Consider the following 14,208-nt stretch of genomic DNA (forward strand, 5'->3'; position numbering starts at 1 on the left):
TCCCCGTCAACCCAGGTCGATCGGCAGGTCGGTCGAGGCGCACATGTCCCCGCCGGTCGCGTACGCGAAGGCGAGACAGTCTCCGTCGAGCGTGAACCTCACCGAGTTGATGGCCCCGTTGCTGTGCGCCGTGAACAAGAGCGCCTGCCAGACGTCGCCCGGGTACACCCCGGCGTCGGACAGCGCCTGCTCGAACCCGGCGGCGACGTCGACCGTCGCCTCGCCCTTGGCGATCCGCACCTTGGTGTGCGGCAGGTTCGCGCCGGGGAGGTAGGACGCCAGGACCTCGTCGACCGCCTTCGCCAGCGTGGTGCCGGACGAGCTGCCCTCGACCGTCCGCGCGGTGGCGTGGACGCCCGCGCTCGGGCCGCAGCCCAGGTAGGGCGTGGTGCCGCCGTCGTCGGAACGCGGCCCCTCGGGGACGTCCGGGCAGGTCTCGTCGGGCGACACCGGGTCGTCCGCCACCGCCTCGGCGTCGAGCTCGGCGCGCTCCTTGCCCGACTTCTTGTCCATCCCGCCCACGACGACGGTCCAGCCGTCCAGCACCTCCGCCGACTCGTCGAGCCACTTCCCTGCGGCCGCCGGGTCCTGCGCGACGTCGACCCGCACCGTCTGGTCGGCCTCGGAGACGTCGGTGACGAGCGACTCGCCCAGCAGCTCCTGCCGGAGCTCGAGCTGGGCGGTGGCCTGGTCCTTGCCTGCGGCGCTGAACGCAGCGGCCGGAACGAGCAGCGCGACCGCTGCGGTCACCGCGATGATCCGGCGATATCGCCGGGCGGTCAGTTTCAGATCGATCACGAAGCCCCCTGGTACGTGATGACGGAACTCCCTGTCATCACCCACGCTAAGGCCGCTGCCAGGATCCGCAACGTTTCGCAAAGTGTGGCACCCGCTGCGGACCTGCGCCGATACGGCCCGGCGCAGGGCCAGCGGCGCTTTGGGCCGCCGTGAGCCGGGCGCAGGACGTGCGGCGCCTGGGCCACTGCAACCCGGGCCGAGGGCGCGGCGCCCGGACCACCACGACCCAGGCGCAGGGCGGTCAGCAGCCGGCCAGGGACACCTCCCCTCCGCGCACCACGAGCGCCACCGTGCCGCACTCGTCGGTGCGCACCACGGCTGCGCCGACGCCCGCGTACAGGTCGAGGGCCTCGTCCGTCGGGTGGCCGTACTCGTTGCCCCGGCCCGACGAGACGAGTGCCACCGCCGGACGCAGTCGTTCCGCGAGCGCCCGCGACTGCACAGCGGACCCGTGGTGGGCCACCTTCACGACGTCGGCGCGGCCGACCAGCGGGACCAGCGCCGCCTGGCCCGCGTCCTCCAGGTCGCCGAGCAGCAGCACGTCCAGCCCGGCGGCCCGGACGGCGAGCACGACGCTCGAGTCGTTCGCCCCCTCGCCCGCGCCCGCCAGCAGCACCCGCCAGGCGAGGGTCCCTGCCGCGCCCTGGTCGCCGGTCCGCGCGGCCCGCACCGGCACGCCGGCTGCGGCGAGTGCCGCCTCGGTCGCCGCGGCGTTGGCCGCGGGCTCCGGCACCGGGGACACGAGCGCCGCCGTGACCTCGCGCCCGGCGAGGACCGGCCCGAGGCCACCCACGTGGTCCGCGTGGAAGTGGCTGAGCACGAGCAGGTCCACCCGCGCGACGCCGAGCCGGTCGAGGCAGCGGCCCGCAGCGGGCCCGTCCGGCCCCACGTCCACCACCACCGCCGACGCCGGCCCCGTCCGCAGCGCCAGCGCGTCCCCCTGCCCGACGTCGCACGCCGCCACCTGCCAGTCCGTCGGCACCCCTGAGCGGGCCGCCAGACGCGGGACCGCCACGGCGATGACCAGCGCCGCCGCCGAGGCCGCCGCCAGGAGCGCGACGAACCGCGTCCGGCTGAGCCTTCGCCGTCGTGCGGCGAGCGCCTCGCGGAGGCCGGAACGCACCGCCGCGCGCCACGACTCGGGCCAGCCCGGCCTCGGGGCGCGCCGCAGCACCGCCCACAGGGCTACCCCGGTGAGCGCGGCCAGCAGGAGCGCGCCCGCCGGCCCGCCCAGCCAGGGGGCGGTGGCACCAGGAAGAGCCGCGCACCAGTGGGCGACGGCGGCGATCCACCACGTCGCACCGCTCGCCACCCAGGCCACGAGCCCGGCGACAGCCGGGAGCCACGGCGCGAGGACCGCGGCGACCAGCCCGAGCACCGTGGCCGGGACCAGCGCCGGCCCCGCCAGCAGGTTCGCGAGCACGGACACCGTGGACACCGTGGGGTCGAGCAGCACCAGCACCGGCCCGCACGCGGCCTGTGCGGCGAGCGGGACCGCCAGGGCGAACGCGGCGGCGTCCCCGGCCCAGGGCGCGAGCCGCGCGGCCAGCGGCGCCGCGAGCAGCACCAGCCCCGCCGTCGCCGCGGCAGACAGCGCGAACCCGAAGGAGCGGGCCAGCCACGGGTCGACCACCAGCAGCCCGACGACCGATGCCGCGAGCGCCGGGACCGACTGCGACGGCCGGCCGATCGCTACGCCCGCCAGCCCGAACGCCGCCATGACCGCTGCCCGGAGCACGGCCGGTTCGGGCCGGACCAGCAGCACGAAGGCGAGCGACACGAGCGCGACGAGGAGCACCCTGGCCGGCCTCGGCAGCCGGGCCGTCGAGCAGAGCAGGGTCAGGGCGGCTACGACGACCGCGAAGTGGCCGCCCGAGACGGCGGTGATGTGGGACAGGCCGGAAGCTCTCATCTCCTCAGCCAGACCGTCCGGGAGACGCGAGGTGTCGCCGATCGCCGCGCCCGGCACAAGCCCGCGCGCCTGCGGGGACAGCGGGTCGGTCACGTCGAGGAGCGCCGCGCGGTGGGTATCGAGCACGCGGAGCGCCGACGGCGGTGCGCGGATCTCGGTAGTGGCATCGGCCGTCAGGCGCGCGGTCTCCGCCGCGCCAGGATCGGCCGGCCGCAGCGCGCCCGACACGGTCACCGTTGCCCCGTATCGGGGCGCGGCGCTCGACAGCACCTGTACGTGCCCTCGCGCCGCCGACTCGACGCCCCCGGCGTCCACCGCACGGGCGGCCAGTACCCAGCGATGCTTACTCGCGCCTGGGGTGCTCGGAACGCTTAGGGCGCTCGGAATGTTCGGAGTGCTCGGGGTGCTTGGGGCGCTCGGGGTGCTCGGGGTGCTCGGGGTGCTCGGGGCGAAGGAGAACAGCTCGGGCTGGGAGGCCACGACGCCGGTGAGCGTCGCGGTCACCCGCTGCTCGGCGAGGCCTGCGAGCGGGGCACGGCCGGCAAGCTGAACGTGTGCGGAGGCCGTGACCGCGAGGACGCACGCGGCAGCGAGAACGGTATGCGCGACTCCGGGCCCGACGGCGGGCTCGGTTGCGAGCGGCGCGGCGGGCAGTGGGCCAGGTTCGGCGGCAGGCGGCGCGCCGCGTCGCGACCAGGCCGCCACGACCACCATGGCCAGGTATGCGGCCGCAACGATCGCCGCGACCAGCCCTGTCGCCGAGCCGCTCCAGGCCGCACCCGGCCCCGTCAGCAGCCACGCCGCGACCCAGACGGCCAGGGCAGCGGGCACCATCCGCAGGTCGATCATGGCCCCACCCGCGCAGCGGCGCGGATCTCGTCCAGGGTGGCCGGGCCGATACCCGGTACGTCCTCCAGCTCGTCCACGCTCGCGAACGGCCCGTTCGTCTCGCGCCACTCGACGATCGCCTGCGCGATCGACGGCCCGACGCCGGGGAGCGCCTCCAGTGCTGCAGCGTCCGCGGTATTGATGTCGACGCCGCCCCCGCTTGCCCCGGGTCGACCGCCCGAAACGCCCTGCCCGCCCGCACCCGGCACCGACGCTCCCGGCACAGACGCTCCGGGCAGGGACTCCCCCGGCTTCGGCACATACAGCTGCTCACCGTCGACCACCGTTCGGGCCAGGTTCACGGCGGTCAGGTCGGCCTTGCGGGTCACACCCCCGGCGGCCTTGACGGCGTCGGCTACCCGGGCGCCGTCGGGCAGGGTGACCAGGCCTGGCCTGGCCACCTCCCCGACCACATGCACCAGCAGGCCGCCGCCTGACGCGGCTGCGCCCGCTGCCGCATCCGGACCGGCTGCACCCGACTGCTGGGCCGACCCGGCCGGACCCGGACCGCTCCCGGCGAACGGACTCGCCGATTCCCCTGCGGCTCCCTCGCCCGCAGATGCCTCGTCCGCGGGCCCCTCATCCGCACTCATCGAGGCGAGCGGCTCGACGCCGTCGCCGCGCATCGAGAGCGCCGCCACACCCACCCCGAGCAGGAGCACGGCCACGACGGCGACCACCGCCGTCGTGCCGGTCAGGGCCCACCGGCGGGCACCGTGCTCGCCCCGCGGGTCGACCGGGTGGCCGTGCGCGGCCGCGTACGCCGCCGCCACGCCCGTGGCGAACCGCCGGGCGCGCAGGCGCGCCACCAGCTCGTCGGCCCGGGCCGCGTCGCCGGCGTCGGCGCCGGCCGACTCGGTGGACGGGTGAGCGGCCCACCCGTCCACCGGGCGAACCTCCGGCTGAACGGACGAGCGAGCGTCCGGCCTTATCGGCGAGTGAGCTTCAGGCTCGGTCGGTGGACGAGCTTCAGGCTCGGCGAACGGCGGAGCTGCCGGGCCGCTCGGCCCGCGCACCGGGCCGAACGGCCAGGGGTCGGGGCGGCGCTGTTGTGCGGTCTCTGGCTGCATGACTCAGGACGCTATGCGCGCGCCGCGCCCCTCGACCGGGCCCTGTGGCCCGCCTGTGCACAGACCCGGAGAACAGTCCCCTGTGGTCGCGCTCGTACCCGCACCGGGCCACCACGAGGGTCTGCGCGTTCGAAGCACGAGTCTTGTCGAGGTCCACCGATGAGTTCTCCCCGGCGCCGTCGTCGGACCTGGCAGACCCGCGAGAACCCGAGCGGGACCCCCAGACCCGCACCACGCGAAACGGACCAGGAGCGATCATGACCGACAAGAAGACCCTCACCCTCGAAGTGCCGGGCGCCGTCCTCACCTACGACGTGCGCGAGGCCGCTGCCCCGACCGACGAACCGCCGCTGCTGCTGATCGGCCTGCCGATGGGCGCGGAGGGCTTCACCACGCTCGCGAGCCACTTCACCGACCGCACCGTGGTGACCTACGACCCGCGCGGCATCGAGCGCAGCACCAGGGAGCTGAACGGGGACCTGCCCGGCGTCCCGACCTTCGCCGATGACGTGCACCGTGTCATCAGGGCAGTCGGTGGCGGCCCCGTCGACCTGTTCGGCTCCAGCGGCGGCGCGGTCGTGGCGCTCGAGCTCGCCACGGCGCACCCGGAGGATGTGCGGAGCGTCATCGCGCACGAGCCGCCGCTGCCGACGGCGCTGCCGGACCGCGACGCCGTGATCGCCGCCATGACCGACATCCACGACACCTACCAGGCCAAGGGCTCCGGGCCCGCCATGGCAAAGTTCATCAACCTGGTCATGGTCACGGACGAGCTCACGGCGGACTACGCGAACCAGCCGGCCCCTGACCCGGCGCAGTTCGGCCTGCCGACCGAGGACGACGGCTCCCGCGACGACCTGCTGCTCGGCGTCAACATGCTGACCATCCCCTCGTACGTGCCGGCCTACGAGACCATCAGGACCGGCACACCCCGCGTCGTGATCGGCATCGGCGCGGACTCGGGCGGGGGTCTGGCCGCTCGGTCCGCCCAGGCGGCCGCGGCCCTGCTCGGCGCCGAGCCCGTCGAGTTCCCCGGCGGCCACGGCGGCTTCAGCGGCGGCGAGTACGGCCAGCCGGCCGACAAGCCGGTCGAGTTCGCGGCAAAGCTGCGCGAGGCCCTGGCCGGCTGAGGCACCGCCGCCCGGCTCAGGCCACCTCCGGCTGGTCGGCAAGATGTCAGGTGGTCAGCACCTCGGGGTGCTGACCACCTGATGTCTTGCCGACCACCGCAGCCCGGGCCGCGTGGCGTCCGCAACTCAGTACGTGCGGCGTCTCAGTGCGCGTGGTCGCCCAGGTCAGCGACGACGACGGCGAGCGTGCCCGGGCCCACGTGCACCCCGAGGACGGCACTCAGCGGCGTGACCTCGACGTCCGCCCGTGTCCGGGTGTGCAGGCGGCCGGCAAGCGCGAGCGCTCGGTCGTGCGCGCCGAAGTGGTGCACGGCGACGACCGGTCGCTTCGCCTCGGCGACGAAGCCCGCCGCCAGCTCCAGCAGCCGCTCGGCCCCTGCGGCGCGGGTGCGGACGCGCTGGTAGAGCTCGACGGCGCCGTCGGACAGCCGCAGGATCGGCTTGACGCCGAGGACCGTGCCGAGCGCGGCGGCCGGCCCGGACAGGCGTCCGCCGCGGCGCAGGTGCTCAAGGGTGTCGACCACGAACACGGCGTTCGCGGTCCCGGCGACCTCGATGGCCCGGGCGGCGACGTGGGCGGCGTCGGCCCCGGAGGCGGCGCACTCGGCCGCAGCGCGGGCGGCGAAGCCGAGGCCGGCGGCGCCCGTCCGCGAGTCGACGGCGCGCACCTGCAGGGGCGACCGCGCGGCGGCCGTGCCCGCCGAGCCGACGGTGCCGGAGAGCGCACCCGAGAGGTGCACCGACACGATGGAGCGGGCGCCCTCGTCACCCAGGCGACGGTAGACCGCGGCAAAGGCCTCGGGCGACGGCTGCGAGGTCGTCACCTGCTCGCCCTCGGCGACGAGCTCGGCCAGCCGCTCGGGCGTGATGTCCTCGCCCTCGGCGTAGGCGTCGTCCCCCACCAGGACACGCAGGGGCACCACGACCGGGCCGCCCGGCAGACCGGCGGGCAGGCAGGCGGTCGAGTCGGTGACGACCCGCACCTCCTGGGGTGCCGGGCGGGAAGGACGACGTCGGTTGCGCATGACCGCGCCACTCTATCCGCGCGAGGAACCGGACGACGAAACCGCGTCGGCGCCTCCCCGCGCGCGGCGCGAGCGCCCGCCTAGCATCCGAGACATGCCCGACGCATCGACCCCAGACCTTGCCGCTCTGCGCGAGGCCGCTGCGGCGGCCCAGAAGGCCCTCGAGGAGGCGGAACGGGCCGCCGTGCCGACGACGGCGCCGGCCCCGGCGTCCGAGGTCGAGCCCGTCCGGGACACTCCGGAGACGCCCGGCGCCACCGCCGTCGTCGCCCCGGATGCCCCATCCGCCCCAGCGGCACCGGCACCCGAGGCGACGAGCGACGACGCCCCAGCACCGCAGGGCTACGCCGCCAAGGTCGCCGCGGGCTACGCGGCGGAGGCCACGCTGCCGCTGGGCGCCCTCCTGGAGGGCGAGCCGGGCGGCGAAGCCACCCCGAACCCGCAGGTCCAGGTAGGTTTCGCGCTGTCGATGCTGAACCGGCACGGCCTCGTGGCCGGCGCGACGGGAACCGGCAAGACCAAGACGCTGCAGGGCATGGCCGAGGGGCTCTCGCTGGCCGGGGTGCCCGTGTTCCTGGCGGACGTCAAGGGCGACCTGTCCGGCCTGGCGCTCCCTGGCCCGGACAACCCGAAGGTCGCGGAGCGCGCGGCGAGCATCGGGCAGGACTGGACGCCCACCCAGTACCCGGTCGAGTTCTACTCGCTGGGCGGCATCGGCAAGGGCGTGCCGATCCGCACGACGATCACCGACTTCGGCCCGCTGCTGCTGTCCAAGGTGCTCGGCCTGAACGAGACGCAGGAGTCGAGCCTCACCCTGATCTTCCACTGGGCCGACAAGAAGGGCCTGGCGCTGCTCGACCTCAAGGACCTGCAGTCGGTGATCGCCTACCTGACCTCGGACGAGGGCAAGGGCGAGCTCAAAGGCATCGGCGGCGTCTCGGCGGCCACGGCAGGTGTCATCCTGCGCGAGATCGTGGGCCTGGAGGGGCAGGGGGCCGACGTGTTCTTCGGTGAGCCGGCGTTCTCGACGTCGGACCTCATCGCGGCCAAGGGCGACCTCGGCGTGCTGAGCGTGCTGGAGCTGCCCGCCGTCCAGGACCGGCCCCAGTTGTTCTCGACCTTCCTCATGTGGCTGCTCGCCGACCTCTTCCAGGAGCTGCCCGAGGTGGGCGACGTCGACAAGCCCAAGCTCGTCTTCTTCTTCGACGAGGCGCACCTGCTGTTCGCGGACGCCTCGAAGGACTTCCTGCAGCAGGTCGTCCAGACCGTCCGGCTGATCCGGTCCAAGGGCGTCGGCGTCTTTTTCGTGACCCAGTCGCCGAAGGACGTGCCCTCCGACGTCCTGGCCCAGCTCGGCAACCGGGTGCAGCACGCGCTGCGCGCCTTCACACCCGACGACGCCACCGCGCTCCGCGCCGCTGCCCGCACCTTCCCGAAGTCGCCCTACGACCTGGAGCGGCTGCTGCAGGAGCTCGGCACCGGCGAGGCAGTCGTCACAGTGCTCACCGAGAAGGGCGCGCCCTCGCCGGTCGCGTGGACCCGGGTGCGGGCGCCGCAGGCTTCGATGGAGCCGGCGGGTGATGCCGTGATCGACCAGATCGTAGCGGCGTCTCCCGGCCAGGCGAGGTACGGCACGGCGGTCGACGCCGAGTCAGCGTTCGAGCTGCTCCAGGCGAAGACCCAGGAGCAGGCGGCCGGGCAGGCCGCCGCCGACGGGTCAGCCACCGCGGCCGAGGACGAGCGGGAGCTCGCCAGGGAGCGGGCCCGCCTCGAGAGGGAGTCCGCCACCCGCGAGAAGGCGGAGGCGCGGCACAAGGAACAGGCCGCCCGCGACCGGAACCGCGTGGTGGGCTCGCTGGCCAGGACGGCGGGCACGGTAATAGTCCGCGAGCTGACCCGCTCACTGTTCGGCACCCGCCGCCGCTGACGAGACCGCAATCTCAGCGAGCGCAACCCATACGGGCCGTGTGAAACTCGGGCGTGCTCTTCGCTTACATAGACGAGACCTCGAACGCACGGTGCTACCGCGCGGTCGGCCTGATCGTTCGTGCGGCCGAAATACGCCCGTTCGCTGAACAACTCGACTCGGTCGTCGCGCGGGCAGCCGACTCATTCGAGGGAATCAGCGCTGACATCGAGCTCCACGGCCACGACCTGTTCGGCGCGACACAGGAATGGGCCCCTCTCAAGCCTGTCGTGCGAGCTCGCATCTCGATCTATCGACAAGCGCTCGACGTGACAGCGGAGTATGCAGAAGGCATCTGGGTTGAAGGGCTGGACCGGAAAGGGTTCCGAGACCGCTACGCCGACCAGCATGACGAACACATCGCGGTGCTCCTCCACCTCCTCGAGAAGCTGAACAAGTACGCCAACCGACACGGCGAAGACCTGGTGGTCATCGCCGACGAGCACCGGACAGCCAAGAGCGCCCAAGCCGCGTTGCGCCGAGCGCGCCGTGAACGCATCTGGGGATATCGAGGCAAGCCGCAGCGCATAGCCGACACGATCTATTTCGTCTCGTCAGCAGGGAGCCGGCTCGTCCAGGCGGCGGACCTCGTCGCATTCCTCTATCAGCGACTGGCTGATGGAGTTGATCGCGACGAGCGCGCGGTCACAGCGAACAAGAACCTCTGGTCGGCCCTGGAGAACGTCCCCGTGCATGACCGGCTCTGGGAGCCCTAGACGCACGACAGCCCCCGACTGTGCGGGGGCTGAAGGCAGGGCGCTCAGGATCTCTCCCTCTTGCGCTCTTTCACTATAGGCCTAGCGCCGTACGTGGTCCAATGCCACCTCACGACGGCTGATCTGCTACGCCGGGACTATGTTGACCAGGTTGGGGGCGCGGACGATCACCTTGCGGACGCCACGGCCGTCCAGGAACTTGACCACGTTCGGCTCGGCCAGGGCCGCCGCCTCCAGGTCGTCCGCGGAGATGTCCGGGGCGACCTCGAAGCGGGCGCGGACCTTGCCCTGCACCTGGACCACGCAGGTCACGGTGTCCTGGACGAGGTACTCGGCGTCGGCCGTCGGGAACGGCGCGTGCGCCAGCGAGGACTCGTGGCCGAGCCGGGACCACAGCTCCTCCGCGATGTGCGGCGCGATGGGCGCCGTCATCAGGACGAGCGGCTCAACGGCCGTGCGCGGCACGGCTGACAGCCCCGTGAGGTGGTTGTTCAGCGTGATGAGCTTGGCGATGGCGGTGTTCGGCCGCATGTTCTCCATCTCGACGCGGACGTCGGCGATGGTGCGGTGCACGGCGCGCAGCGTCGCGGTGTCGGGCTCATCGTCCGTCACCGTGAGCTCGCCGGTCTCCTCCGAGACGACGTTGCGCCACAGCCGCTGCAGGAACCGCTGCGACCCGACGACGGCGCGCGTCTCCCACGGGCGCGACAGGTCCAGCGGGCCCATCGACATCTCGTAGACGCGGAACGTGTCGGCGCCGTACTGCTCGTACATGTCGTCGGGTGTCACCACGTTCTTCAGCGACTTGCCCATCTTCCCGTACTCACGGTTGACGGGCTGGCCCTGCCAGGTGAACCCCGACTGCTCGTCGCCCTCTACCTCCTCGGCCGGCACGTACTGCCCGCGCGAGTCGGTGTATGCGTACGCCTGGATGTAGCCCTGGTTGAAGAGCTTGCCGAACGGCTCGATGCCCGTCACATGGCCCAGGTCGAACAGGACCTTGTGCCAGAACCGCGCGTACAGCAGGTGCAGCACCGCGTGCTCCACACCGCCCACGTAGAGGTCGACGCCGCCGGCCGGGCCGGACGTCGGGTTGTGCTGCGGCCCCAGCCAGTACTGCTCGAGCTCGGGGAGCGCCGCCGCCCCGGTCTCGGTGGGGTCGAGGTAGCGCAGGTAGTACCAGCACGACCCGGCCCAGTTGGGCATCGTGTTCGTGTCGCGGCGGTACTTCTTGGGCCCGTCGCCCAGGTCGAGGGTGACGTGCACCCAGTCGTCGTTGCGGCCCAGCGGCGCCTCCGGCTCGGAGTTCGCGTCCTCGGGGTCGAAGGTGCGCGGCGCGTAGTCCGGTACGTCCGGCAGGTCCACCGGGAGCATCGCGTCCGGGATCGCCACCGGCCGGTCGTTCTCGTCCCAGACCACCGGGAACGGCTCGCCCCAGTAGCGCTGGCGGCTGAACAGCCAGTCGTTTAGGCGGTAGGTGGTGGTGCCCTCGCCGATGTTCTTGCTCTCCAGCCAGGCGATGATCCTGGCCTTGGCCTCGACCACGCCCAGGCCGTCGAGCGAGATCTCGTCGTTCGAGGAGCGTACGGTGACGCCGTCGCCCGCGTACGCCCCGGTGTGGTCCTCCGGCAGGCCCTCGGCGGGCTCGACCGTGTAGATCACCGGCAGGTCGTAGGCCTCGGCGAACGCGAAGTCGCGCTCGTCGCCGCCCGGCACGGCCATGATGGCGCCGGTCCCGTAGCCCATGAGCACGTAGTCCGCGGTGAAGACCGGGACCTGCAGGCCGCTGACCGGGTTGACGGCCAGGTGGCCGGTGAACACGCCGGTCTTCTTGCCGGCGTCGGCCTGCCGCTCGACGGCGGTCTTGGCGGACGCCTCGCGGCGGTAGGCGGCGACGGCCTCGATCGGGGTGTCGTACCCGCCGGTCCACGCGGAGCGCGTGCCGTCGGGCCAGGCCGACGGGACCTCGTCCAGCAGCGGGTGCTCCGGGGCGACCACCATGAACGTGGCACCGAACAGCGTGTCGGGGCGGGTGGTGAAGACCTCCAGCGAGCCCGCCGCACCGGCCGGGTCGCCCTCGGCGGTCCCGACGACGTCGAACCGCACGTTGGCGCCCGTGGACCGGCCGATCCAGTTGCGCTGCATCGACTTGACCTTCTCCGGCCAGTCGATGAGCGCCAGATCGTCCGTGAGGCGGTCCGCGTAGGCGGTGATGCGCATCTTCCACTGCCGCAGGCTGCGCTGGAACACAGGGAAGTTGCCGCGCTCGGACCGGCCGTCGGAGGTGACCTCCTCGTTCGCGAGCACGGTACCCAGCCCCGGGCACCAGTTCACCGGAGAGGAGTCCACGTAGGCGAGGCGCTGCGCGTCGATGACGTCGCGCTGCTCGAGCTCGCTGAGCGCGGACCAGACTGCGCCGCCGGTGTTGTCGCCGTCGTGCCCGGGGACGGGGCGCGTGCCCGCGGCCAGCTCCGCGCGCAGCTCGGTGATGGGGCGAGCCCGGCCGCGGCCGTCCCCGGTACCCGTCGAGGGGCCGGGACGCTCGGCGTCGGCGTCGTACCAGGAGTCGAAGATCTGAAGGAAGATCCACTGCGTCCAGCGGACGTACTCCGGGTCGATGGTGGCGAACGTCCGGCGTGAGTCGTGGCCCAGGCCGAGTCGGCGCAGCTGACGCCGCATGTTGATGATGTTGGCCTCGGTGGTGGTGCGCGGGTGCTGGCCCGTCTGCACGGCGTACTGCTCGGCGGGCAGGCCGAACGCGTCGTAGCCCAGCGCGTGCAGCACGTTGTCGCCGCGCATGCGGCGGAACCGCCCGGTCACGTCCGTGGCGATGTAGCCCAGCGGGTGGCCCACGTGCAGGCCCGCACCCGAGGGGTACGGGAACATGTCCATGATGAAGTACGGGTCGCCCTTCGCCGGGCTCCCGCCCGGCCCCGTAAGTCGCCCCTCCGGGTTCGCCGCGTGGAACGTGCCCCGCTCCTCCCAGATGTCCTGCCAGCGCAGCTCGATCTGCTGCGCGAGGGTGGGGGTGTAGCGGAAACGGGGTTCGTCAGGAGACGTGGTGCGCTCGGGTGCGTCGGGCATGGTCACCCGCCCGAGTCTACCGATTGCGCGGGTGCCCGGCCTCGGTTGTCCACAGGCACCAAGGTTCATCCGACATTCGCCCGCGCCTCCCCCGAAGTTCTCTCCTCGAGTGCTCGAATTGCCCGCATGATGCCCTCGTTGCGAAAGTTCCTCGCCACCAGCATCGCCGCCGCCGCCGTGTGGACGGCCTCGACCGCTGACGCCGCTCCGCTGCCCCCGGTGACCGACGCCCGGCCGGTCACGACAGAGCCGACGACGCACCATCCGCGCGCCGATCACGTCGTCTTCCTCGCGCTCGACGGGTTCGACGTCGAGTACCTCGACCTGGTCCGCGACGGTGTCGCGGAGATGCCGAACCTGGGTCGCCTCCTGCGCCAGGGCAGCGTCACCACCTCGACCGGCGTGATGACCTCGATCACCAACCCGTCGTGGTCGTCAGTGGCGACCGGCGCCTGGCCGGAGACCCATCACAACACCGCGTACTGGTTCGACCCGGCGACCAACACTGCCCGCGGCCAGCAGCGCGACATCGCCGTGCCCACCATCGCGCAGTCGGTCCGGGAGCAGGGCGGCACAGTGTTCTCCGCGCAGTGGTTCATCCTGCAGAACTACGGCGTCACCTTCGGCGACCCCGACGGCCTGTACACGCAGCCCGGCGGCGACTGCGCCCGCCGCACCGACGACGCCGTCGCCGTGCTGCGCGGCGAGCCCGTCAGCTCGGGCGGGCAGCTGGTCACCGCGAACGGCATCCCCGAGCTCATGACGGTCTACTGCGACACGCTGGACGCGATCGGGCACGACGGCGGCGACGCCGACCCGCGCATCCCCGGCGCCCTGGAGGACATCGACCGGCAGATCGGGCGCATCGTCGCGGCCACGAAGGAAGCGGGCGTCCACCGCCGCACCGCGTTCGTCATCACGGGCGACCACGGCATGACGACCTTCGACAGGGGCTTCGGCGCAGAGGGACTCGCCGCGATCGAGGCGGCCGGGTTCACGCCACAGGTCCTCACCAGCGGCCAGTCGCCGGCGCCCGGCACCGACGTCGCGATAGTCGTCGGCGGCGTCGCGGACGTGCGGATCATCGGCGAGCGGGTGGGCGACCCGGCCGCCGTCGGGCGCCTGGAGCAGGCGCTGAAGGCGCTGCCGCAGGTGCGGAACGTCTTCGACAGGGCCGACCAGCGACGCATGCAGATGAGCCCGAACCACGGCGACCTGCTCGTGGAGCCCGAGCCGGGCTGGTCGTTCGGGTCCACGCCCGCCGACCCGGCCGGGCGGCACGGCGCGACCACCGAGCTGCACATCCCGCTGGTCCTGGCCGGCGCGGGTGTCCGGCCGGGCGTGCACCCGTACGACCCGCGGCACATCGACATCGCACCGACGATCTCGGCGCTGCTGGGCTACGCACCGCCGTCGGGCAGCGAGGGTCGTGTGCTGCACGAGGCCCTGCGCCGCTGAGCGACAACCGTGCCGCGGGGGTGACAGTACAAGGACGGGACGTGTTGCTGTGCGTTGACAATGTCTACTGTCAGTGTTTCGGGTGGCTGGTCTGGGACTGGCTGGTCAGGCTGGCGTCTGCCGCCTGGCGCGTGTGACTCAAATGTCTACTGGCCCTCACC

Annotated in this window: 9 protein-coding genes; 4 read left to right on the plus strand and 5 right to left on the minus strand. The window is 72.9% G+C overall.

What is annotated here, in order from left to right; all coding sequences use genetic code 11:
• Positions 1 to 6 precede the first annotated feature (6 nt).
• The 3 genes from C8K30_RS16260 to C8K30_RS31270 all read right to left on the minus strand — a co-directional run bounded on the left by C8K30_RS16260 (position 7) and on the right by C8K30_RS31270 (position 4,485).
• A complete protein-coding gene (locus tag C8K30_RS16260; protein ID WP_108493923.1) occupies positions 7 to 798 on the minus strand; it encodes a hypothetical protein in 792 nt (263 codons plus the stop codon).
• A gap of 241 nt (positions 799 to 1,039) precedes the next feature.
• Positions 1,040 to 3,559: a ComEC/Rec2 family competence protein gene (locus C8K30_RS16265; RefSeq protein WP_108493924.1), complete on the minus strand. Its 2,520-nt coding sequence runs from the start codon at positions 3,557 to 3,559 to the stop codon at positions 1,040 to 1,042.
• Positions 3,556 to 4,485: a ComEA family DNA-binding protein gene (locus C8K30_RS31270; RefSeq protein WP_233257208.1), complete on the minus strand. Its 930-nt coding sequence runs from the start codon at positions 4,483 to 4,485 to the stop codon at positions 3,556 to 3,558. The genes C8K30_RS16265 and C8K30_RS31270 overlap by 4 nt, the downstream gene beginning before the upstream one ends.
• A 440-nt stretch (positions 4,486 to 4,925) precedes the next feature.
• Here C8K30_RS31270 and C8K30_RS16275 point away from each other — a divergent pair, with 440 nt between their 5' ends.
• Positions 4,926 to 5,798 (plus strand): alpha/beta fold hydrolase, encoded by an 873-nt coding sequence (locus C8K30_RS16275; protein ID WP_108493925.1) that lies wholly within the window; start codon positions 4,926 to 4,928, stop codon positions 5,796 to 5,798.
• A gap of 143 nt (positions 5,799 to 5,941) precedes the next feature.
• Here C8K30_RS16275 and C8K30_RS16280 read toward each other — a convergent pair whose 3' ends face one another.
• A complete protein-coding gene (locus C8K30_RS16280) occupies positions 5,942 to 6,823 on the minus strand; it encodes a DegV family protein (protein WP_233257209.1) in 882 nt (293 codons plus the stop codon).
• A 94-nt stretch (positions 6,824 to 6,917) separates the two neighbouring features.
• Between C8K30_RS16280 and C8K30_RS16285 the strand changes: the two genes are divergently transcribed.
• Positions 6,918 to 8,750 carry a helicase HerA-like domain-containing protein gene (locus C8K30_RS16285; RefSeq protein ID WP_108493927.1) on the plus strand — a complete coding sequence of 611 codons (1,833 nt, stop codon included), beginning with the start codon at positions 6,918 to 6,920 and terminating at the stop codon, positions 8,748 to 8,750.
• 53 nt (positions 8,751 to 8,803) lie between these two features.
• A complete protein-coding gene (locus tag C8K30_RS16290) occupies positions 8,804 to 9,505 on the plus strand; it encodes a DUF3800 domain-containing protein (protein ID WP_108493928.1) in 702 nt (233 codons plus the stop codon).
• 126 nt (positions 9,506 to 9,631) lie between these two features.
• Here C8K30_RS16290 and leuS read toward each other — a convergent pair whose 3' ends face one another.
• Positions 9,632 to 12,589 carry a leucine--tRNA ligase gene (gene leuS, locus C8K30_RS16295; RefSeq protein WP_108493982.1) on the minus strand — a complete coding sequence of 986 codons (2,958 nt, stop codon included), beginning with the start codon at positions 12,587 to 12,589 and terminating at the stop codon, positions 9,632 to 9,634.
• Between the two features lie 126 nt (positions 12,590 to 12,715).
• On the opposite strand from leuS, the gene C8K30_RS16300 reads away from it, so the two are divergent.
• Positions 12,716 to 14,047, plus strand: a complete 1,332-nt coding sequence (locus C8K30_RS16300; protein ID WP_108493929.1) for an alkaline phosphatase family protein — start codon at positions 12,716 to 12,718, stop codon at positions 14,045 to 14,047.
• Positions 14,048 to 14,208 lie beyond the last annotated feature (161 nt).

The sequence above is a fragment of the Promicromonospora sp. AC04 genome, assembly GCF_003058225.1.
Classification (GTDB): Bacteria; Actinomycetota; Actinomycetes; order Actinomycetales; family Cellulomonadaceae; genus Promicromonospora.